Annotated in this window: 23 protein-coding genes; 16 read left to right on the top strand and 7 right to left on the bottom strand. The window is 30.4% G+C overall.

Translation table 11 applies throughout. The features are described 5' to 3' along the window. Window positions 1–5 precede the first annotated feature (5 nt). From ACTPNM_RS14290 to ACTPNM_RS14280, 3 genes are all read right to left on the bottom strand, one after another. On the bottom strand, window positions 6–740 hold the full coding sequence (locus ACTPNM_RS14290) for a hypothetical protein (protein WP_440122463.1): 735 nt from the start codon (window positions 738–740) through the stop codon (window positions 6–8). Between the two features lie 272 nt (window positions 741–1,012). After that, on the bottom strand, window positions 1,013–1,669 hold the full coding sequence (locus tag ACTPNM_RS14285) for a response regulator (RefSeq protein WP_440122462.1): 657 nt from the start codon (window positions 1,667–1,669) through the stop codon (window positions 1,013–1,015). A 218-nt stretch (window positions 1,670–1,887) separates the two neighbouring features. Beyond that, on the bottom strand, window positions 1,888–2,322 hold the full coding sequence (locus ACTPNM_RS14280; RefSeq protein ID WP_440122461.1) for a DUF4293 domain-containing protein: 435 nt from the start codon (window positions 2,320–2,322) through the stop codon (window positions 1,888–1,890). Between the two features lie 199 nt (window positions 2,323–2,521). Here ACTPNM_RS14280 and rho point away from each other — a divergent pair, with 199 nt between their 5' ends. Further along, window positions 2,522–4,129, top strand: a complete 1,608-nt coding sequence (gene rho, locus ACTPNM_RS14275; RefSeq protein ID WP_440122460.1) for a transcription termination factor Rho — start codon at window positions 2,522–2,524, stop codon at window positions 4,127–4,129. 46 nt (window positions 4,130–4,175) lie between these two features. On the opposite strand, the gene ACTPNM_RS14270 is transcribed toward rho, so the two are convergent. From ACTPNM_RS14270 to ACTPNM_RS14260, 3 genes are read right to left on the bottom strand one after another with little or no spacing between them, the layout of a single operon-like run. Beyond that, a complete protein-coding gene (locus ACTPNM_RS14270) occupies window positions 4,176–4,724 on the bottom strand; it encodes a 5-formyltetrahydrofolate cyclo-ligase (RefSeq protein WP_440122459.1) in 549 nt (182 codons plus the stop codon). 4 nt (window positions 4,725–4,728) lie between these two features. Continuing rightward, complete coding sequence (locus ACTPNM_RS14265; RefSeq protein WP_440122458.1) at window positions 4,729–5,094, bottom strand: MmcQ/YjbR family DNA-binding protein; 366 nt, start codon at window positions 5,092–5,094, stop codon at window positions 4,729–4,731. Beyond that, window positions 5,094–5,705, bottom strand: a complete 612-nt coding sequence (locus ACTPNM_RS14260) for a DUF4230 domain-containing protein (RefSeq protein WP_274641137.1) — start codon at window positions 5,703–5,705, stop codon at window positions 5,094–5,096. Before ACTPNM_RS14260 ends, ACTPNM_RS14265 begins: the two co-directional genes overlap by 1 nt. A gap of 145 nt (window positions 5,706–5,850) precedes the next feature. Here ACTPNM_RS14260 and ACTPNM_RS14255 point away from each other — a divergent pair, with 145 nt between their 5' ends. The 7 genes from ACTPNM_RS14255 (at window position 5,851) to ACTPNM_RS14225 (ending at window position 11,801) form a co-directional block, all read left to right on the top strand. Beyond that, on the top strand, window positions 5,851–6,948 hold the full coding sequence (locus ACTPNM_RS14255; protein ID WP_440122457.1) for a sensor histidine kinase: 1,098 nt from the start codon (window positions 5,851–5,853) through the stop codon (window positions 6,946–6,948). A 5-nt stretch (window positions 6,949–6,953) separates the two neighbouring features. Continuing rightward, a complete protein-coding gene (locus ACTPNM_RS14250) occupies window positions 6,954–8,279 on the top strand; it encodes a sigma-54-dependent transcriptional regulator (RefSeq protein ID WP_440122455.1) in 1,326 nt (441 codons plus the stop codon). A gap of 184 nt (window positions 8,280–8,463) precedes the next feature. Further along, window positions 8,464–8,643 carry a hypothetical protein gene (locus ACTPNM_RS14245; RefSeq protein ID WP_440122454.1) on the top strand — a complete coding sequence of 60 codons (180 nt, stop codon included), beginning with the start codon at window positions 8,464–8,466 and terminating at the stop codon, window positions 8,641–8,643. 86 nt (window positions 8,644–8,729) lie between these two features. Continuing rightward, the gene (locus ACTPNM_RS14240) at window positions 8,730–10,031 is read left to right on the top strand and encodes a Glu/Leu/Phe/Val family dehydrogenase (protein ID WP_440122839.1); all 1,302 of its coding nucleotides are present in this window, start codon (window positions 8,730–8,732) and stop codon (window positions 10,029–10,031) included. An 11-nt stretch (window positions 10,032–10,042) separates the two neighbouring features. Then, window positions 10,043–10,462, top strand: coding sequence for a GreA/GreB family elongation factor (locus ACTPNM_RS14235; RefSeq protein WP_274641141.1), 420 nt, complete (start codon window positions 10,043–10,045; stop codon window positions 10,460–10,462). Between the two features lie 10 nt (window positions 10,463–10,472). Beyond that, window positions 10,473–10,859 (top strand): hypothetical protein, encoded by a 387-nt coding sequence (locus ACTPNM_RS14230; RefSeq protein WP_440122453.1) that lies wholly within the window; start codon window positions 10,473–10,475, stop codon window positions 10,857–10,859. A 198-nt stretch (window positions 10,860–11,057) separates the two neighbouring features. Next, window positions 11,058–11,801: a ThiF family adenylyltransferase gene (locus tag ACTPNM_RS14225; RefSeq protein WP_440122452.1), complete on the top strand. Its 744-nt coding sequence runs from the start codon at window positions 11,058–11,060 to the stop codon at window positions 11,799–11,801. On the opposite strand, the gene ACTPNM_RS14220 is transcribed toward ACTPNM_RS14225, so the two are convergent. After that, complete coding sequence (locus ACTPNM_RS14220; RefSeq protein ID WP_440122451.1) at window positions 11,798–12,559, bottom strand: response regulator transcription factor; 762 nt, start codon at window positions 12,557–12,559, stop codon at window positions 11,798–11,800. The two genes, ACTPNM_RS14225 and ACTPNM_RS14220, sit on opposite strands and share 4 nt — an antisense overlap. Window positions 12,560–12,727: 168 nt before the next feature. On the opposite strand from ACTPNM_RS14220, the gene ACTPNM_RS14215 reads away from it, so the two are divergent. From ACTPNM_RS14215 to ACTPNM_RS14180, 8 genes are all read left to right on the top strand, one after another. Further along, entirely contained in the window at window positions 12,728–13,414 is a 687-nt protein-coding gene (locus ACTPNM_RS14215) for a hypothetical protein (protein ID WP_440122449.1), read from the top strand. Between the two features lie 49 nt (window positions 13,415–13,463). Continuing rightward, entirely contained in the window at window positions 13,464–15,869 is a 2,406-nt protein-coding gene (locus ACTPNM_RS14210; RefSeq protein ID WP_440122447.1) for a TonB-dependent receptor domain-containing protein, read from the top strand. A 12-nt stretch (window positions 15,870–15,881) separates the two neighbouring features. Beyond that, window positions 15,882–16,886: a hypothetical protein gene (locus ACTPNM_RS14205; RefSeq protein ID WP_440122446.1), complete on the top strand. Its 1,005-nt coding sequence runs from the start codon at window positions 15,882–15,884 to the stop codon at window positions 16,884–16,886. Between the two features lie 15 nt (window positions 16,887–16,901). Continuing rightward, a complete protein-coding gene (locus ACTPNM_RS14200) occupies window positions 16,902–17,150 on the top strand; it encodes a hypothetical protein (protein ID WP_440122445.1) in 249 nt (82 codons plus the stop codon). Continuing rightward, window positions 17,128–18,099, top strand: a complete 972-nt coding sequence (locus tag ACTPNM_RS14195) for a hypothetical protein (protein WP_440122444.1) — start codon at window positions 17,128–17,130, stop codon at window positions 18,097–18,099. Before ACTPNM_RS14200 ends, ACTPNM_RS14195 begins: the two co-directional genes overlap by 23 nt. A gap of 11 nt (window positions 18,100–18,110) precedes the next feature. Next, window positions 18,111–20,282, top strand: coding sequence for a peptidase domain-containing ABC transporter (locus ACTPNM_RS14190; RefSeq protein ID WP_440122443.1), 2,172 nt, complete (start codon window positions 18,111–18,113; stop codon window positions 20,280–20,282). Between the two features lie 50 nt (window positions 20,283–20,332). Then, window positions 20,333–20,494 carry a hypothetical protein gene (locus ACTPNM_RS14185; protein ID WP_415269494.1) on the top strand — a complete coding sequence of 54 codons (162 nt, stop codon included), beginning with the start codon at window positions 20,333–20,335 and terminating at the stop codon, window positions 20,492–20,494. Between the two features lie 211 nt (window positions 20,495–20,705). Next, window positions 20,706–20,855 (top strand): hypothetical protein, encoded by a 150-nt coding sequence (locus tag ACTPNM_RS14180; RefSeq protein ID WP_415269495.1) that lies wholly within the window; start codon window positions 20,706–20,708, stop codon window positions 20,853–20,855. Window positions 20,856–20,892: the final 37 nt, after the last annotated feature.

Here is a 20,892-nt window from a genome sequence, read left to right as displayed (position 1 = left end):
TAAATTTAAATATCAACAGAGGTTCTTGGCTTTTCTTCTATTGTATATGAAGCAACAACCTCTTCAGTTCTAGCACTAACTTCTTGTTGTAGTTTATAGTAATTAACAAAGTTAAGATTTAATTTTTCCCCTTGGGAAATATTTAAATCTATTGAAAAACTATTTTTTTCTTCTATATCACTACTAAAGTTTGCTTGTGTTAGAGGGGCAATATCTTCAGATAAATGAACTTCGTAAGTGTCTTTAGTATTATTATATACAAACATTGTTTTAACCTTATCAGCAACAACAAAATCTAAATTGTACTTACCGTCATTGCTAACACTTATGGTGTACGATATTAGGTAATTAGGAGTAGAGTCTGTTCCTTTTCTTGAAAGTGTTATATTATCATCTTCTATATAAACGTGTCTTTTTTTGCCTCTATTAGCTTCCAAAAAGCCTATTTTTAAATGGTCGTTTTTAATAGAAAAATCATTGCTGTGTTTTGTAGCTGTTTTTTGTGGTGTTTCAGCTAAAATTATTTCTTTAGAGTTGTCCACATTAGTTACTGTAGTTACATCTGTGTTTTCTGTTGTATTAAAATCAATAGAATAAGCACCAGTAGCATCTCTTTTAAGTGTATATGATTGTAATAAGCTTTCAGGATTATTCTCTATAACTTCCGCTTCGTTAGAAGAACAAGAAGCGAAAATAACACTAAGGCTCAAAGCTAGGAAATAAGGAGTAAATTTTTTCATGACTTATTGGTGTTTATTGAGATTAGACTTCTTTTTTTTAAAAAATAGCGATGTACTTAGGATAGATGTTAAGAGACGGGGGACGATATCTCTTAGGGGATAAAAGAAAACAAAATGAAGGGGTTTTCTATACTATGTTAAATAACGCGTACATCGCTATTGGGTTTATTGTTATTAGCAGTAGTTGATTAGCGATGCATAAAGTGTATAGACTCGGGGGGCTTCTTCTTAATCTGGGGGACTAAAGAAAATTTGAAGGGTTGATTATGTCTTTACACTATTTTGTTTCTCACTGCATACATCGCTAAACCTACTACATTTTTTACTTTTAATTTTTTATATAAATTACTTCTATATGTTTCTACTGTTTTTATGCTGACATTGAGCTGATCTGCAATTTCGTTGGAGCTTTTCTCTTTAGCAATTAACTTTAATACAGCAATTTCCCTCTCAGTTAAATCTCCATGCAAAAATTCTGTTTCATCTTCGTCTTTTGCATCTGAAGCATATAGGTCTAATAATTTTACTTTAATATCTTCACTAATATATTGTATGCCGTTGTGTACAACTTTAATAGCATCAATTATTTGTTCATTAGCTCGACTTTTATCTACAAAGCCATTAGCGCCTAACGCAATCATTTCTTGAACAAGTTTTGGGTCGCTTAAACTAGATAGTATTATTGTTTTAATTGTTGTGTTACGTTTTTTAAACGTTTTTAAAACTTCTATACCATCCATTTCAGGCATGTTAATATCTAAAACTAATACATCTGCTGTATTTTTAGAAGACCAGTTTACTACTTGCCTTCCAGTTAAAGAAAAACCCTCAACTTCAATGTCGTCTTCAGTATTTAATAAAGCAATGACTCCGTCTATTAAAATCTTATGGTCATCTGCTATGTGAACTTTTATCTTGTTGTAATTCATGGTTGTTATTACAGTTACAAATTTATGAGGTTAAAACAGTGTGTACAATACACAATATCCCTAATCGTTTCATTAATGACTCAGGGTTAACCCTGAGTTTTTTTTAACATTTCTTTAACATTTAAAGCTGTAGGCCTTGAATATGCTAGGAACAAAAATAAAAAAACCGAGGATTAAACCTCGGTTTTTTTCGCACTAAATATACTAAGATGTTAGGTTTATCGTAATCTATCTACAGATTTTACAAGATCTTCATCCTTCTTAATGGCTCTATTTGCTAAAACTAACAGCAAAATAACAATGATAGGAAAGAACATCCCAATACCTTTCTCAGAAACCGAAGCTTCTCCAGATAATGTTTGTGATAAATATATCAATACTCCTAATAAAAAAAGATTTATCAATATGTTTAAGCGGTTTAGAACAAATTGTAACTGACGATTTTTAAATAAAAATATTGTTGCAATAGCTACTAAAGCCGAGATAAAAAATAAAACAGGAATACTTTTTTCTAGAATTGAGTTTCCAGAAAACAAATCTAATATATATATAGTGTTAGTTTGAGAGTTACTCCAAAGACTAAATAGAAAAGTCAATCCTCCAGAGATAATTCCTGCCACTAATAGGTATATAGATTGTATTCTTTGTATCATAATTTTTTATCGGGTAGCAAATGTAATACTTCTTTTTTTAAAAAGAAATATTAGAAGTTAAAATATTTGTATATATTTGCCTTGTATGTAACCGCACAAAATTATTATATAGCCCCTATATAATTAGCACTCAAAACAAAACTTAATACAAAATAATTCTTTATACATAAGGAATTTTAGTAACTTAATTATTTAACGAATGTTCGATATTTCGGAATTAAAAACTAAAAAATTAGCTGATTTACAAGTTATTGCCAAATCAATAGGATTAACCAAGATTAGTCAACTTAAAAAATTAGACTTGGTATACAAAATTTTAGATGCGCAAGCAGAAGCAAGTGCTAATGAGGCAAAACCAAAACCAGCACCTAAGGCAGATAAGCCAAAAAGGAAAAGAATAACTAAGACTGAAGCTAAAACTACTACAGAAAAGCCAGAAAGTAAAGTTGTTAAAGAACCAGAAGTAAATAAAGCTCCAGAAAAAAAGGAAGTTGTTAGTAAGCCTAAGAAAAGGCAAGAAGAGAAGAAGCAAACTCAAGCTTCAGACGATAATAAAAAACAGCAACAACCTCAACAGCAAAAGCAGCAGCATAATAAAAACCATAACAGAGGTAATAAGCATAATAAAAATCAGAACAGTAATAAACAACATCATAAGAGTGGTAACAAATACCGTGACCCAGATTTTGAATTTGATGGAATTATTGAAAGTGAAGGTGTATTAGAAATGATGCCTGATGGATATGGATTCTTACGTTCTTCTGATTATAACTACTTATCATCACCTGACGATATTTACGTATCACAGTCTCAAATAAAATTATTTGGATTAAAAACAGGTGATACAGTTAGAGGTAATGTCCGTCCTCCAAAAGAAGGAGAGAAGTATTTCCCACTGATTAGAGTTTCAAAAATTAATGGATTAAACCCGAACATTGTTCGTGACCGTGTTTCTTTTGAACACTTAACTCCGTTATTTGCTGATGAAAAGTTCAATTTAGCAGAAAAAGGAAGTTCATTATCAACTAGAATTATCGATTTGTTTTCTCCTATAGGAAAAGGACAACGTGGTATGATTGTAGCGCAGCCTAAAACTGGTAAAACGGTATTACTAAAAGATGTAGCAAAGGCAATAGCAGCGAATCATCCTGAAGTTTATCAGATTGTTTTATTAATTGATGAACGCCCAGAAGAGGTTACTGATATGCAACGTAGTGTACGTGGTGAAGTAGTTGCTTCTACTTTTGATGAACCAGCTGATAAACATGTACGTGTTGCCAATATCGTGTTAGAAAAAGCAAAACGATTAGTTGAATGTGGGCATGATGTTGTAATTTTATTAGACTCTATTACACGTTTAGCAAGAGCATACAATACAGTAGCACCAGCATCTGGTAAGATTTTATCAGGAGGTATCGATGCGAATGCATTACATAAACCAAAACGCTTCTTTGGTGCAGCTCGTAATATTGAAAATGGTGGTTCGTTAACTATTATTGCTACTGCACTTACCGAAACTGGTTCGAAAATGGATGAGGTTATCTTTGAAGAATTCAAAGGAACAGGTAATATGGAGTTACAATTAGAACGTAACATTGCTAACCGTAGAATTTATCCTGCAATTGATTTAATTAAATCGAGTACACGTCGTGATGATTTATTATTAGATGAAAAGACTGTACAACGTATGTGGGTATTACGTAAATATTTGGCAGATATGAACCCTATTGAAGCAATGGAGTTTATTCAAGATAGAATTAAAAGATCATTAAATAACGAGGAGTTCCTGATTTCAATGAATGGATAATCCGTTAGTTATATAAAATAAAAAATCCCGCTCTTAGCGGGATTTTTTATTTTGGATATATCACAGAATTTAATGGGACATCAAATTCATGGGTATCTTCTATCTTTTTAATAGGAGAAAAGAAGTTGAGTCCGATAGTTTGAGTGTCTTCTCTACATTCTGATAAAAACCGATCATAAAACCCTTTTCCGTAACCAACTCTATAGTTTTGTTCGTCAGAAATTAACATAGGTACAAAAACCAAATCGATGTCTTTTACATTAGCTTCTTCGGCTTTTATAGGTTCTGGAACTCCAAATTTGTTGAGTTCTAGTTTGGTGTCTTTTTCAAAATAGAAATGAGTTAGTGAGTCATCTTCAAAATTACAACGACTAACAATAATTCTTTTCCCTTTATCTCTAAAAAAATCGATGATAGGTTGAGTGTCTATTTCATTAAACTTACGCATGGATAAAAACAAATGTACAGTATAAATATCATCAGTTTTTAACTCGAATATTTGTTGGTAAATGCTCTCTTGTAATTTTTCTTTTTCTGTTTGAGTAAGGGCATTTCTTTTTTGTTTGTATAATTTTCTAAGGTCAGATTTAAGCATTGGGTTATAGCGATTTTAATTCTTCTTTAAGTTTTTTTGTTAACCCTTTTACAATAAGTTCATATGAATGGTCAATCAACTCAAAAGCAAAAGTATCAGAAACATCATTGTTTAAAGTAACCGTGTTCCAATGTTTCTTACTCATATGAAAACCTGGATTAATACTTTCGTACTCAGTTCTTAATTCTAAAGCACGCCCAGGTTCACATTTTAAATTAACCTTAGGCTCATGTTGTTCCCAGCTATCTATACCCGATAAAGCAAACATTTTATTCATTACTTTAAATACTAAAACATTATCATCGAAAGGAAAATGTTCAGTTACTCCTTTTTTGGTAATGCAATAGTTACGAAATTCTTCAATATTCATTATTCAATTAAGTTTTGAGTTGATTCAGGAATCTTTAAAGCTGTGTAGTCTAGTTTCCATCCAATAGTTTCCACTAAATTTTGCATTAAGGTAACAGCTTCTAAGGCTTCTTTATTTGCTGTTTGCATTAAATTACTTTCAGGTATTTTTTGAAGAATATGATCTTTAGCTTCTTTATTTACTTCAGTTAAATCTTCTGAACTAAATTTGTTAAGTAATCCGTTTTGAATATCATAAAAACGTAAGTTAGGCTCTATTGAAAATACTTCGGGTTGCGGAAATTCAGAAAGAACTAATACTTTTTTCTTAGTATCCGTATACATTTTTATTTTTCTAAAATCAAAACCAATATGAACTTTAGCATTAATTAAAATAATAGCTTTTTTCTTACTCGTAACAAGTCCTAAAAACTTCTCTTTGGTATTTTCATGATGATATATCTCGGCAAATTCTCCTTCAACAGTAATTAATTTAGATACTTTTTTAATCTTATCAAGCAGAACTACCGATTGTTTTTCGGTTAAATTTTTTCTTTTTGCTGAGGTGAATTTTTTAAAAATGTAATAGGATATAATGGCACCTCCTGCCAAACCTATAAAAAGTAATTCCATAGTTACGAATTTACATAAAATAGGTAAAGCATAAAAGAGAATATATATTGTAGTAGTTTTTATAAATGAAGTAAGTGGAGGAAAGTTATTTTGTATTTTTATTCTCAGAAAGTAAAAGAGTTTATCAGAGTAAAACAACTACTTAATGGGATCAGCAAGCGCAACAGAAAAAGAACTAAAAGAACGTATAAAAGAGCTAACTTGTTTATATGAAGTAACCTCTTTAATAATAAATGCAAACCTAGATCAAGTTGATGTAGCTTTAAAAGCTATAGCTAAAAGTTTAAAAAAAGCATTACAGTTTCCAAAAAACACGCGAGTTTTTATTGATACGGAAAAATATTCTGAAGAGGGAAGTAAAACCGAGGAAGAGCTTTGTATTATTTCAAGTCCTATTTCAGTATTTAATATTCCTAAAGGGAAAATATCAGCATTTATAAAAGGAAAGGAACTTAAGGACAATTTATATCTAAAGGAAGAAAAAGAATTATTTGATACCGTTGCTATAAAAATAGGAGGACTTTTAGAGCGTATTGAAATAAAGAACAATGAGTTGTCGATGAAACGTAAAATGGAGCATGCCGATCGTTTATCAATCTTAGGAGAATTAACCGCTGGTATTGCCCATGAATTAAATACTCCTTTAGCTAATATATTAGGTTATTCAGAACTATTGAAAGCAGATATGTCTAGTAATGAAAAGGCTTTGGCAGATGTAGATAAAATTATTCAAAGTGCAATTTTTTCAAGAGAAGTAGTAAAAAAACTCATGTATTTTGCTTGTGAAATGCCACAAGAAATGAAAAAAGTAAACATAATTCCGAGTATAAAAGATGCTATAAATTTACTGGACGCTACTTTTAGAAGGCAATCTGTAAAATATTTAGTGAAAGTTGAGGAGTCAGAATTATGGTTGCGAGCAGATACAGTTCAACTTACTCAAATTATTTTTAACCTTATTATAAACGCTATTTATTTTTCACCTAAAAACGGGCTTGTAACCATAGAAACATTCCAAACAGATAAAGAAGTTATTTTAAGGATTTCTGATGAAGGAATAGGCTTAAGTAATGAAGCTCTTGAAAAAGTGTTTCAACCTTTCTTCACAACGAAACCAACAGGAGAAGGAACAGGGCTAGGATTAAGTGTTGTGCATGGTATTGTATCGAGTCATAAAGGAACAATAACTGCTAAAAATGGCATTGAAAAAGGTGCTATCTTTGAGGTTAGGTTACCAAAATAAAAGAAATGCCGTTAAAAAAAGAAAATATATTAATAGTAGATGATGATGTTCATATTTTAGAATTGTTACATCGACATTTACAGTCTTGGAATTATCATACCTACAAGGCGGTATCGGTTAAAGAAGCAGTTATAATTTTAAGAGATACACCAATTGATTTGCTAATAACTGATTTAAAAATGCCTGAAGTAGATGGATTTGAACTAGTTAAATTTGTCTCAGAGCATTATCCAAAGCTACCAAAACTTATTGTAACAGGATATCCATCTGTTCAAGATTCACTAGAGGCAATTAAGTCAGGTGTAGTAGCATACCTAACGAAGCCGTTTACTAAAAACGAGTTGAAAACGGCAATGGATGATGCATTAGCAAAATCAGGAATAAGTAAGAAAAGTGCTGCTCAAAAAAAAGAGAAGAAAGACTTTTATGGAGACATGATAGGGGCTTCAGAAAAGATTAATGAAATTTTCCAAATAATAGATCGAGTAAAAAATAATAAAGCTACAGTTTCTATTAAAGGTGAAAGTGGTACTGGTAAAGAATTAGTAGCAAGAGCAATACACTATGAAGGTAAGTTTGCTAAAGGGCCATATATAGCTGTAAACTGTGGAGCAATTCCTGAAAATTTATTAGAATCTGAATTATTTGGTTATGTAAAAGGTGCTTTTACAGGAGCAGAAAGTAATAGGAATGGTTTTTTTCAAGCGGCAAATGGAGGAACTATTTTTTTAGATGAAATAGGTAATGCTTCTTTAAATGTACAATCTAAATTATTAAGAGTTTTACAAGAAAAAGAAGTTGTAAAGGTTGGGGCTCAAAAAGCAGAAAAAGTTGATGTTAGAGTTATTGCAGCAACAAACAATAACCTAAAGGAAATGATTCAAAAAGGAACGTTTCGAGAAGATCTGTTCTATAGATTAACAGTTGTTGAAATAGAGGTGCCACCTTTAAGAGAAAGGAAAGAGGATATTTCTATGTTGGTGGAAAAGTTTCTATTTAAATATGGAATAGAATACAAGGATAGGTTCATAAAAATAAGTCCCAAAGCTACAGATATACTTCAAAGATACAATTGGCCTGGAAATATAAGGGAGTTAGAAAATATAATACAACGTGCGGTAATTATGTGTGATCGTATAGTAGAGGTAGAGCACTTACCTGATTCATTAAAATATAATGTCGATTTTTCTGAAGAAGGATTGATATCTTTAAAAGAAATGGAAAAGCGTCACATACAACATGTATTAAATGCAACTAATAATAATAAAACAAAAGCGGCAAAAATTCTCCAAATAGATCGTAAGACACTGCGAGAAAAGCTAAAAGAATAAAACATCTTTTTTGAGAGTTTTTTCTCCACATGAGGAGAAACTCCCCACTTCAACTTTAAAATCAAATTTCAAATAAACTTCTGAGTCCTCTGTAAATAAAGGGATTCAGAGGTTTTTTACTTTTTTGGCATGTTCGTCGGCATGCCATTTGCCTTTATAGATGAAAATAAAATAAATGTAATTTATGAATACGAATCCTTTTAATATTTGTCCATCATGTATAGAAGTAAATATATGTGTGTTAACCAAATCTAAAGAAAAGGTATGGTCGTGTAGTGAGTATAATGAGGTAAATGAAGTAGTAGAGAAAGAGAAGAAAGAAGAGGCAGTTGTAAGCCCAGAAATGCAAGTTCAAACTGCTTAAGACAAGAAAAGCTTACTAATAAATAAAGTATGAATAATACAAAAAGTGAAGTATCAGAAAGTAAAATAAATTCAAACATAAGTGAGATGACATTAACCAAAGAATTAAAAAAACCAGCGAAGCGAAAGAATGCTAGAGGAATGGTTGATAATGTATTAGAGCAGTTTAATAGTGCATCTGATCAAATTGGTTTACACCCTAATATTCGTAAAATATTAAGTATTACGAATAACGAAATCATTGTTAATTTTCCTGTGAAGATGGATAATGGTGATGTTGAAATTTTTCAAGGATATCGTGTACAGCACAACAATGCTTTGGGACCATATAAAGGAGGTTTACGTTATCATCCAACGGTAGATATAGATGCAGCAAGAGCTCTGGCTATGTGGATGACATGGAAAACATCTTTGGCAGGTTTACCATATGGTGGAGGTAAAGGAGGTATACAAATTGATCCTGCTAAATATTCAAAAGATGAATTAGAACGAATTACAAGACGTTTTACGTTTGCTTTAGGAGATAATATTGGGCCAGAACATGATATTCCTGCTCCAGATGTAAACACAAACGCTCAAACTATGGCGTGGATGGCAGATACATATATGAGTACTAAGGCTCCTGCAGAACGTTCAATGAATCAACATGTAGTTACAGGAAAACCAATTGGTAGTGGAGGTCTAGAAGGAAGAGACAGAGCTACAGGTTACGGAGTGTTCCTAACAATTAAGTTTTGGATAGAAGAAAATAACCAAACCTTAGAAGGTAAAACCTTTATCGTTCAAGGTTTTGGAAATGTAGGGTATTGGGCTGCTTATTTCTTAGAAAAAGAAGGAGCTAAAATGACAGGAGTTCAAGATGCTTACGGAAGTATTCAAAATACAAGTGGAATCAAGGTAGAAGACCTTTTTAACTATACAAAAGCTAATAACGGAAGTTTAGTTGGGTACCCAGAGTCAACAGAGATAGAAAAGGAAGACTTCTTTGCTATTGACTGTGATATTTGTATTCCTGCCGCTTTAGGGAACCAAATAACTGAATATAACGCACACTTAATTAAAGCTAATTTAATAGCAGAAGGCGCAAATGGACCTATAAATGTAGAAGGAGAAAAAATCCTTTTAGAAAGAGGAGTAACAATAATTCCTGATATATTATGTAATTCAGGTGGTGTAATTACTAGTTACTTTGAATGGCTTCAAAACCGTAATGGTGAGTTATGGAATATGGAAGAGGTTATTGTACGATTAGATAAGAAACTAAAAGATTCATATACCAGAGTTTCAGACTATGCAAAATTAGAAGGTGTAGATATGCGAAAAGCAGCTTATTGCATAGCTATACAGCGTATTGAAAAGGCTTATGTTCAACGAGGTATTTTTCCATAAAAAGAAGTAAAATGAAACACGGAAGTTTAGTTTTAGAGAAAAAAGAGTATGTGTACATTAAGAGTTTGCTAAATGTTTCAGAGCATACTGAAGAAGGTAAAGTACAAACATCACTAGATAAGTTTGCTGAAGAATTAAAATCGGCTAAAATTTTAGATGAAGAAGAAATGCTAGATGATGTGGTACGATTAAATACTGTTGTGACTATAACTTCTGGAGATGATTGGAAAAAAACTATTCAGATTGTAAAACCAACTGAAAAGGATTTGAAAAACAACAAGATTTCCATTTTAACACCAATAGGCATAGCTTTATTTGGTTATGCTTTAAACGATGTAGTTCACTGGGATTTACCAGGAGGAAGGAAAGAGGTTGAAATTTTAAAAGTAACTCAAAAAGAGGGGGAAGAGAGTTTTAGCACCTTAATTTAAAGACAAAAAAATGACACTTAATAATCACGGTAGCGATATAGATGTAGTACATAAATACAACCATGTAGAATTAAAAGGATGGGTAGATCAATTGCAATATATTAATAAAGAAATTGACAATCTTTTAAGCTTACATGAACACTCTTTAATAAATAAAACCATTTCTGAAGAAACATTGAAGCTTTTTTCTGAGAGAAAAAAAATAAACAATGAGCTTTATAAAACTGTTTTGTCATACTCAAACACCTATGTTAACGTAGCGGAGTGTGATGATATTCAGTGTGACATGGCTTATTTAGGAGAGTACGATAGGTTACGTGAGAATTATCACAATAATTTGGAAGCTTACCAAAAACTTAAAGACAAGTTTTTTGAGGAAGTTTTACTAAAAGAATAGCATTCTTGTAAAGCAAGTATGTTAGATTTGTAGAGTTAGTTGTAAAACCTTGGAATCATGTAGTTCCAAGGTTTTTTATTTTTAAAAATATTAAGAGCTCTTAAGAGGTGTATTAATGTTTTAATAACTACACTTTAGTGTAAGGTTTGATTAGGTATGTTTAGTTATTTTTGTTTAAATAAACCTTAGAAAGAATCAATGTATAGTAGAAATAGAATATATATTAAACCAGAAGAACAAGAGTTGATAAAGGATTATCCAATCTTATTAGGTGGTAGTGGTATAGGTAGTAATATTGCTGAGTGTGCTTTAAGGTTAGGTTTTGAAAAAATTACTATTGTTGATGGGGATGAGGTTGAGCTATCAAACTTGAATAGGCAGAATTATACTGAAAAAGATATTAAAACTGATAAGGTGGAAGCTCTTTCTCAAAGGTTGTTGTCTATTAATCCTAAAGCAGACATTACAGTTTATAATTGTTTTATTACAAAAGAAAATATACACTCAATAATTGAAGGACACAAAGTAGCGATAAATGCTTTAGATTTTACATCTGACATACCGTTAATATTTGATAAGATTTGTAGGGATAAAGGGATTCCAATTATTCATCCATATAATTTAGGTTGGGGAGCTTTAGTTTCTGTAATTACTCCTGATAGTTTATCACTAGAATCAATAGCTAAGGAAGAAGAAAAGTTTAATGAAGTGAAAATGGTAGAATATGCAGTAAGCTATATGAAGTTTTGGGGAAAACCTCAAAAATGGATAGAGGATGTTATAGAGGAGTATAAAAAAGAAAAAAAAATATTACCTCCTCCTCAATTATCTGTTGCGTCATGGTTAGTGGCGTCCATTTGTACGCACTTGCTATTTAATATTTCTACAGGGAAATCGGTAAAAAAATTTCCTGAATTTTACTTGTCATCTATCAATAGCTAAATAAGTCTATTATTAGTAGCAAAAGAAATAGCTTCTGTTATGTTGGCGACTTCTAATTTGTCAAATAATTTTTTTCTATGAAATTTAACAGTATCAGGAGAAACAAAAATAGATTCGGCTATTTCATTAATTTTAAAACCCCTTGCAGAATATTGTAAGATTTCTTTTTCTCTATTTGTAAGGGTTATTTTTTCTTCTGTTTTCCAATATTCACCTTCCAGATTATAAGTAAACATTTTGTTGTCTCCTTGTTTGTATATTTTAATATTTCCAGAGTGTTGCTCTGTAGATAAAGAGATAATACATATAGCCTTCCAAACTTTACCATCATTACTTAAAAATAAAGGAGTTAATTTTTGGTTTATTAAAATGTTTTTTTTCTCTTGGTTTTTAATACTAAAATCATAAGAAATTGTGTAAAGTAACCTTTCTTCAATAGGTAGTTTTTCAAAAAAATCAAACCCTACTGTATTTATTTTTAAAAGTAAATCTAAATCGGGTGGTGTAACATATTTAAAATAAAAAGCATACCCCATTTCTTTTACTTCTTCAGCTGTATGACCACATAAGAATAAGGGGTTGTCAGAAACATATTCAAATCCTTTTTTTTGATAGTCAATAATATAAATGCTTTTATAAGTAGTTCGAGCAAAAGCTTTGATAGGAGCTAAATAATCAGATGTTTTAAGTAGTTCACTTTCAGAAATATTATCAACAGTGTTTTTCATCGAGAAAAAATCATTGATGTTGTTTTTCATAATTAAAAATATTGAAGAGTCCCAACAAATCTACTAAAAAGTATATTATTAGGTCTAATAAAACTACACAAAAGTGTAGTTTTTTGATAATCAAACACTTAACTACACTTTAGTGTAATTTAAAAGCTTAGGTCTATAGATAGTTTTGGAAGTATAAAACACAATGTTATGACTTTTAAAAACACATCCTTAGAAATATTATCATCAAGTGAAATAATAAATTTAGCTGAATTTATAGTTAAAGAGAACTTTAAACATCATACAAAAGGAAACTTACCTAGTAATGATTATTCAAGTGTTAAATCTATTTATAAGGAAGAGTTAGGTTTTTTGAAGAGTTCGAAAGTTTTTGTTTCAAAAGGAGATAAAGGAGAAATTGAAGGAGCAATAAGAGTATTAAGATGGGATTACTCAAAAAAGTTACCAATTCAAAAAATATTTGGGATAAACCCAATAGAGATTGCAGGGATGTCTCCTTTGAAAACAATTTGGCATATAGGTAGATTCGCAATAAAAAAAGAAGTGAGTGATATAAACCTTTTCAAAAAACTCATGATCTGTGCCATAACACCAATATGTGAAAAAGAAAATTCCGTAGCTTTTGCAGAGTGTGATAGTAAATTATTGAGGGTTTTAAGAATATTAGGAATAGAAGCTACTGTGGTCGGAGAGTCGGTGAATTACTTAGGGTCAGAGACTATACCTGTGTGTATGACTTATTCAGGTTTAATAGAGTTCTATAGAAAAAATAAGCATTTAATATTTAAATCGATGGATGAGAGTTTGGTAAAAAAATCAAAGCTACCCGAAAGTGTAGTTATTGGTAGTCAGCGAATTAACTACACTTTTGGGTAATAAGATAGCTGTAGTGATCATTTAAATTTGGAATATAATAAAAAAGACAATGAAGAAAAATAAACTTTTAACACTATTAATATTATTTGTAAGTATTACAGTTTTTTCCCAAATAACATATAAAGGAACTGTTATAAATGAAGAGAATAAACCATTGTCCTTTGTGAATATAATTGTTTACGATAGTTCAGATAAATCTTTGATGAAAGGTGTTATTACAGATGATAATGGGGAGTTTGATGTTAAGGTTGAAAAAAATAAGCCTGTTTATATTGAAATAAGTTTTTTAGGTTATAAAACTATTAAAAAAGAGTTTGATAACCAACAAGATGTAGATTTTGGTGAGGTAGCTCTTCAGCCTGATTCGAATACTTTAGATGAGGTTGTTATAACCAAGAAAAAAGAGTTAATAGAAAAGCATTCTGATCACTTTGTTGTTAATCTTTCTAATAGAAGTTTTGTACAAAACTCCAATAGTTGGCAAACTCTTAAAAAAGCACCATTATTATCAGTAAAAGAAAATAAAGGGTTAGGTATACTTGGTAAAGATGATGTGGTGGTTTATATAAATAGTAGGAAGAGTAATTTTTCTGGAGATGAGCTAACAAATTACTTGAAAAATTTAGCCGCAGATAGAATTAGCAAAGTTGAAATTTATACGAGCCCTCCAGCTAGGTTCGATGCACAAGGAAATGGAGTTGTGAATATAATTTTAAAAGCGAATCCTCAAGAAGGGTTAGTAGGTTCCATTTCAAATATCTTTAGACAATCAAGATATGCAGCTTTTAAAACTTCAGTAAATCTAAATTATAATAAGGATAAATGGAATGTCTATAACTCTACATGGTTTTCAGAGGGAACAAGTTACGTTAAAGAACAATCAAAGCAATATTTTCCAAATAATATAAACACATCCACTCACGACACAGATAGGTTATTGCCATCAAACACCATTGTAGGAACAAAGTTAGGAATAGATTACAATTTATCAGACAAACATTTATTAGGGTTTTTATTTGATGTAAATTATAACAAACCTAGTATTGAAAACAGAACCTACAGTAACTATTTCACAGGTAATACATTAGATTCAATTACTACAACTACCGCAGACGGAAGTCAAAAGAAGTTAAATTATAATTTTAACCTTAATCATTTATTTAAAATAGATAGTCTTGGAAGTACTTTAAGTTGGGATGTAAATTATTTTAAGTACGAAAATACTCAAAATACAAAGAACAATAACTTTTTAAACAATTCGTCAGAGCCTAGCTTATTAAGTGTAGATAATTTTCGATCTGATGTTACTCAGTATATTGATAATATAAATGTTAAAGCAGATTATTATAAGGTTTTAAATGATGAATGGAACCTGAGTTTAGGAGGGCAATATTATGAAACAAATACAGAAAACGAAATTATTTTAAGAAGGTATAATTCTGGAGTTTATGAAATCGATCCTGATGTGAGTAATCTATTTAATTTTGAAGAAAAAGTTACTTCAGGGTATATATCTATAAAGTATAACCCAAGTCAGATATGGAACTATAGTTTAGGTTTAAGAGTTGAGGGCACTTACCAGAAAGGAAATCAGAAAACCACAAAATCAATCAATACTAACAAATATAAGAATGTGTTTCCTTCAGCCTATGTGAAATACGCACCCAATAGAAAGCATGTATTAAGTGTATCATTAAATAATAGAATTGTTCGCCCAGGATTCTGGCAGCTAAATCCATTCAGAAATTACGTGACTCCTCAAATCTATTCAGAAGGAAACCCATTTCTCAACCCCTCTAGAACCTTTACAACAGAGTTGTCGTATGTGTTAAACTCTAAGCACACCTTTATTTTTAACTATAGCAAAGAGAGAGATGTGATAGGTCAGTTATCGAGAGTATTACCAGATAATGTTTTGAATTATTATCGAGATAATTATGGGGTTTATGAAAGGTTTGGAGGAACATATTTATATAATTTTTCAACTAAGAATAGCAGATTTGAAAGTCAATTTACTGCAAATGCAAGTTATAAAAAACTTATAGCTATACCTTCTTTTAATGAGGCCTTTACTAGGGATGGTTTAGAGTTAGATTTAAGATCGTACAATTACTACTATTTCTTAAAAGATAAGAGTTTGGAGGCATGTATAGATTTTTATTACAACAGGTATGGTCCGCTTACTCAAAGTACTTTATCGCCTGTTTTTTCAACGGATTTTAGTTTGTCCAAAAGGTTTAACAACTGGTATTTAAGCCTCTTTATTCAGGATATTTTAAAAACAGATAAGTACAAGTTTAATCTGTCAGAAAACACCGGGTATAGACGAACTAATGAAAATTATTATGACGCACGAAGAATAGTGTTTTCGATGAGATATAATTTTGGAAGAAAAACAGTAAAAAAGAAAAGAAATAGAAGAACAAATTCTTCAATTAGAAACAGAGTAAATTAAAAAGATAAGATTATGATTTTAGTATTAACCTATAGTATGTATGAGCAGTGTACCGATCCAGTTGTTGATTGGTTATTAGAAGATAATGTTCCTTTTTTTAAGTTAAATTTAGAAGACTTAGTAACCAAAAAAGTGTCTTATTGTGTTGATGTAATTAACAACGATATCTTAATAGAAGGAAAAAGTATAAAAGATGCAATCGATGTTATTTGGTACAGAAGGTTTTATTCAATATTAGATTACATTCCTTTTGGTGAGAACAATAAAATCTTAGAACAAGTTAATGAGGAAGCAGATTCAGAAATAAAAACTTTTTTAGAGTATTTAAAGTACTTTTTTAAAGATAAAATCATCATGCCTGAAATGCCAACTTATGGAGAAAACAAACTAATCTTTTTAGATTATGCTAAAAAAGCTGGTTTGAGTTGTCCAGAGACAATTGTAACAAATGATAAAGAAGAGTTGTTAAAGTTTTATTATAGAAATGATGGAGAAATTATAAGTAAACCTCTTTATTTCTCAAATTACTTTATCAAAGGAGAAGAAACTTATTCAATTTATACAACAACTTTTAAGAAAGAAATGGTAGAAAAGGCTCCTGATAAGTTTTTTCCAACCTTGTTTCAGGAAAAAGTGTCATCTCTTCATGAAATTAGAATATTTTATTTGGATGGTAAAATCTTTTCAACAGCAGCAATTACTACAAATTCAGAAAAGAATGTAGATATCAAACTAAATTACTATACAGACCATATTCACTGGGTAAATTATCAATTACCACAAGATATTGAAGATAAGCTTCGTGTTTTTATGAAAAGCATTAATTTAAACACAGGTTCTATAGATATATTAAAAACAGAAAACGGATTTAAGTTCATAGAAGTAAATCCAGTAGGACAATTTTTAGCTCCAGGTAACTATGGGAACTACTATTTAGAATACGAAATAAAAAACTGGTTAAAGCACCAATTAGAGAAATGCGGAAATGTAAGAAAAGTGCTAGAATATATTAATTAAACAGAAATGAAAATTATGAGAAGTGAAAAATTAAGTCCGATAACCGATGATTGGGAGGTTCTAAAAAGGATTCCTTTGAATTATCACTACATGCATGTTGACCCTACTAACAGTATTAGAGAATTGTATTCAGAAGTACGATTTAGTTCATCAACAAAGCACAGATCCATGAGAAGTTTTATAAACTACAGTAATTACAAACCGAACTCAAATTTATTTTTAAGACAAATACTTAAGATCAATGAAAAGAACAGAGTACTTTAAGTTATTTTCCCATAATGTAGCTGTAAAGGGAAAAGAGAGAAGCACAATATACAATCTCCAGCGATCAGACATCAAGTTTATACCAAACAGTTTATATGATGTCTTAGAGAAACTAGAAACTCAATCTATAAATGAGGTTAAAGATTTAGTTAAGCCAGAAGAAAGAATAATTTTCGAAAGTTATATAGAATTTCTTTTAAAAAATGATTTTGGGTTTATCACTTTTGATCATCAAGAGTATCCAAAAATGTCTATGCAATGGCGAACACCAAATAAAATTAATACTGCAGTTATAGAGTATGATTTTAATGACCCTAAATATTCTTTACAAAAACTTATATATCAGTTAGACGAACTCCTATGTTCCCATATTGAAGTGCGATTAAGAGTAAGAGATTGTAATGATATAGTCGAGTTTTCTAGCTACACAAAAGGATTAGTATTTAGATCTGTTAGTTTAATTGTTGAATATGTTGAAAACATTGAAGATACTGTTGAAAATATTTTTGAAGAAAATCAGAAATTAGACTACGTCATTGTTCATAATTATCCAACATCGGGGATGTTCTCAAAGAAATTTGAAAATCAAGTTAATTACTTAGAAGAAAATATTTATTCTGATTTACACAAGAAACATTTTCCTGATAATAACTACATCGTAAATGTAAAATACTTTACAGAATCTAAGAGCTATCATACCTATTATAACAAAAGAGTATGTATTAATTGGGACGGAAATTTAAAGAACTGTTTGTTGCACTTAAATGATTATGGCAATATAAATGATGTTGACGTAAGAGAAGTAATAGAAACTAGTGAGTTTAAGGAACTATGGAAAGTAAATCCAGATCGAGTTCTCGACTATAAAGAAGATGAACTGCGCTACAGTAAGTTTTACACCCATCAATTAGAAAAAGTAGATGATTATTTCTATAAAGTAGTAAGTTAAAAAAGTAAAACATGAAATTTTATCACCAAATAGGCGTAACAGATTGTGGACCAACCTGTATTAGAATGATTGCTTCTCAATATGGTAAAGAATATTCTTTAGAAGAAATAAGAAAGAGATGTGAAATAACTAGAACAGGGGTTTCGTTCTCAGATCTTATTCAGGGAAGTGAAAAGCTAGGGTTAAAAGCTATGGGGGTAAAAATCACTGTTGATAACTTAAAATCAGATGTTCCTTATCCTTTAATTCTTCATTGGAATCATGATCATTTTGTTGTTCTTGAAAAAATTAAAAACAATGTTTATTATATTCTTGACCCAGGACATGGGAAATTAAAACTAAAAGAAGAAGAGTTTTTAAAGTTTTGGAAAACAACAGAAGGAAAGGGAATCGCCCTACTACTCCAACCAACAGAAAAGTTTTTTGATGTAGAGCCAGAGAAGGTTGAAAACGGTACAAAGAGAGGGCTACAGTTTTTAAAATCGTATTATAAAACATATAAGAAACCAATAGTTAAACTTGTAGCTATTTTAGGAGTTACTTCAGTTTTAGCATTTATTTTTCCAATGACGATTCAATATTTATTAGATGAAGGAGTACAAAAAAAGAAACTAAATATTGTATGGGTGGTACTACTTTTTCAATCACTATTGTTTCTAGGACAAGTTGTTTTTGAGTGGTTTAGAGGAGTTTTATTAATAAAACTTGGAGTTACAGTAAGTTTAAAAATTATAACAGATTTCTTATATAAAATTATAAAACTACCAATCAAGTTTTTTGACACACGATTATACACAGACATTCTTCAAAGAATTGATGAGCAAAATAAAATAGAACGATTTTTGAATCATATAATGATTCAATCAATATTTACCTTTTTTTTGATTGTAGCTTTATCTATCCAACTTGCAATATTAAACACTACCGTATTCATAGTTTTTCTGGTTCTTAGTTTACTCTCAGTCGGATGGATGTTGTTTTTTAATAAGAAAAGAGAAAGACTCAACTATATTGCTTTTAACAATGAATTAGAAAATAGAAACGCATTAATTGAATTAATCACAGGTATGACTGAGGTTAAAATAAACAATGCTCAAGCAGTTAAAGTATCTGCGTGGAAAAAGATACAGTATAAGTTGCACGATATAAAATTACAAGGACTACGGATAGATCAGTTTCAAGAAGTAGGAATGCGAGGGTTTAACCATATTAAAAGTATACTGATAACATTTATTTGTGCATACTGGGTAATTAACCAATCAATGACACTGGGGGTAATGTTAAGTGTAGGGTACATACTTGGTCAATTAACAAATTCATTTGAAACAGTTGTAGATTTTGTACGAGCTCTTCAGGAGGCAAAAATATCTTTTGATAGAATGGATGAGGTTCACCAAAAAGAAGATGAGAACAAACCTTTAATGATTAAACCAAACGGACTAAAAAATAAAATTGCTCTTAAAGGTGTAAGTTTTAAATACGAAGGAAGTAATGCTCCGTACATACTTAAAGACATTGATTTAGAAATTCCTGTTGGAAGTGTTACTGCAATTGTGGGGGTAAGTGGAAGCGGAAAAACAACCTTGATGAAATTATTACTAAAATTTTATCAACCAACAGAGGGGAGAATAAATCTCGACAATCTTGATTTTAAAGATGTAAATGCAGATGATTGGAGGGATCAATGCGGAGTAGTATTACAGGATGGACATATATTTAGTGGAACAATTGCTGAGAACATTGCATTGTCTGATGAAGAACCAGATATGAAACGACTCGAATTTGCAGCAAAAACAGCATGCATTTATGACTTCATTCAACGTTTACCACTAAAGTTTGATACCAAAATAGGAAATACTGGACTAGAGTTAAGTGGTGGTCAAAAACAAAGACTATTTATTGCAAGAGCCGTATATAAAAATCCAGAATATATTTTTCTAGATGAAGCTACTTCTGCTTTAGATGCGAATAACGAGAGTATGATTATGGATAATTTAAATCAGTTTTTTAAAGGAAAAACAGTTTTTGTAATTGCTCATAGATTAAGTACAGTAAAAAATGCAGATCAGATTTTGGTCTTAGAAGACGGAAAAGTTATAGAGCAAGGGAATCACAAAGTTTTAGTAAAAAATAAACATAAATACTTTAATCTGGTTAAAAACCAGTTAGAGCTAGGAGCATAATAATAATAAATAAATAAAAAGAAGTAGTAAAACTTAATAACATACTAATTATGAATTTAGAAAACTTAGAAAAATTTGAAAAGTTAAATCAAGATCATTTAGAAACAGTAGAAGGAGGATTTTATGAATCTATTAGTGAATTAGGAGACCCAGATAGACCTTCAAGAAAAGTAGATTATATCGGTCAGCCAAAGTATTCTTCTTTATTCTAAGGTTTAGAGAATTTAAAGTGTTAAATCAAAGAAGATTTTCAAATTATTCAACAAATATTACTGTAGTGCTGGTTCTAGGATCTAAAAGTGGAGACACTTTTTAAAAAAGAAAAATATGCAATATAGTACTGCAGTAATCTTTTTTGAACGATTAAACTTTAATCAAAAGAAACCTTTTTAAAACCAGTGAATTAACCATAAAACAAGAATTATGAATTTAGAAACTTTAGGAAAATTTGAATTAATGAACAAGCAAGAGTTAGATATTATTCAAGGAGGATTTGCAGCAGCTTCAACTGTGGAATCAGAAAGAGATGATTCTGATACAAGTAGTGAGAAGAAGGACGGAAATACTTTATAATAATAAAAATTAAGGAACAAAAAATTAGGGCAAGTGA

It is taken from the genome of Tenacibaculum sp. Ill (genome assembly GCF_051938915.1).
Classification (GTDB): domain Bacteria; phylum Bacteroidota; class Bacteroidia; order Flavobacteriales; family Flavobacteriaceae; genus Polaribacter; species Polaribacter larymnensis.
The sequence above is the reverse complement of the archived record's forward strand: the minus strand, read 5'-3'. Positions and strand labels throughout refer to the sequence as shown.

Coding starts and splice junctions, on each gene's coding strand:
- ACTPNM_RS14195 (WP_440122444.1), top strand. CDS start 17,128: ATGAAAAGAACAGAGTACTTTAAGTTATTTTCCCATAATGTAGCTGTA.
- ACTPNM_RS14180 (WP_415269495.1), top strand. CDS start 20,706: ATGAATTTAGAAACTTTAGGAAAATTTGAATTAATGAACAAGCAAGAG.
- ACTPNM_RS14250 (WP_440122455.1), top strand. CDS start 6,954: ATGCCGTTAAAAAAAGAAAATATATTAATAGTAGATGATGATGTTCAT.
- ACTPNM_RS14235 (WP_274641141.1), top strand. CDS start 10,043: ATGAAACACGGAAGTTTAGTTTTAGAGAAAAAAGAGTATGTGTACATT.
- ACTPNM_RS14220 (WP_440122451.1), bottom strand. CDS start 12,559: ATGAAAAACAACATCAATGATTTTTTCTCGATGAAAAACACTGTTGAT.
- ACTPNM_RS14265 (WP_440122458.1), bottom strand. CDS start 5,094: ATGAATATTGAAGAATTTCGTAACTATTGCATTACCAAAAAAGGAGTA.
- ACTPNM_RS14190 (WP_440122443.1), top strand. CDS start 18,111: ATGAAATTTTATCACCAAATAGGCGTAACAGATTGTGGACCAACCTGT.
- ACTPNM_RS14210 (WP_440122447.1), top strand. CDS start 13,464: ATGAAGAAAAATAAACTTTTAACACTATTAATATTATTTGTAAGTATT.
- ACTPNM_RS14200 (WP_440122445.1), top strand. CDS start 16,902: ATGAGAAGTGAAAAATTAAGTCCGATAACCGATGATTGGGAGGTTCTA.
- ACTPNM_RS14230 (WP_440122453.1), top strand. CDS start 10,473: ATGACACTTAATAATCACGGTAGCGATATAGATGTAGTACATAAATAC.
- ACTPNM_RS14225 (WP_440122452.1), top strand. CDS start 11,058: ATGTATAGTAGAAATAGAATATATATTAAACCAGAAGAACAAGAGTTG.
- ACTPNM_RS14270 (WP_440122459.1), bottom strand. CDS start 4,724: ATGCTTAAATCTGACCTTAGAAAATTATACAAACAAAAAAGAAATGCC.
- ACTPNM_RS14240 (WP_440122839.1), top strand. CDS start 8,730: ATGACATTAACCAAAGAATTAAAAAAACCAGCGAAGCGAAAGAATGCT.
- ACTPNM_RS14185 (WP_415269494.1), top strand. CDS start 20,333: ATGAATTTAGAAAACTTAGAAAAATTTGAAAAGTTAAATCAAGATCAT.
- ACTPNM_RS14285 (WP_440122462.1), bottom strand. CDS start 1,669: ATGAATTACAACAAGATAAAAGTTCACATAGCAGATGACCATAAGATT.
- ACTPNM_RS14245 (WP_440122454.1), top strand. CDS start 8,464: ATGAATACGAATCCTTTTAATATTTGTCCATCATGTATAGAAGTAAAT.
- rho (WP_440122460.1), top strand. CDS start 2,522: ATGTTCGATATTTCGGAATTAAAAACTAAAAAATTAGCTGATTTACAA.
- ACTPNM_RS14280 (WP_440122461.1), bottom strand. CDS start 2,322: ATGATACAAAGAATACAATCTATATACCTATTAGTGGCAGGAATTATC.
- ACTPNM_RS14290 (WP_440122463.1), bottom strand. CDS start 740: ATGAAAAAATTTACTCCTTATTTCCTAGCTTTGAGCCTTAGTGTTATT.
- ACTPNM_RS14255 (WP_440122457.1), top strand. CDS start 5,851: ATGGGATCAGCAAGCGCAACAGAAAAAGAACTAAAAGAACGTATAAAA.
- ACTPNM_RS14205 (WP_440122446.1), top strand. CDS start 15,882: ATGATTTTAGTATTAACCTATAGTATGTATGAGCAGTGTACCGATCCA.
- ACTPNM_RS14260 (WP_274641137.1), bottom strand. CDS start 5,705: ATGGAATTACTTTTTATAGGTTTGGCAGGAGGTGCCATTATATCCTAT.
- ACTPNM_RS14215 (WP_440122449.1), top strand. CDS start 12,728: ATGACTTTTAAAAACACATCCTTAGAAATATTATCATCAAGTGAAATA.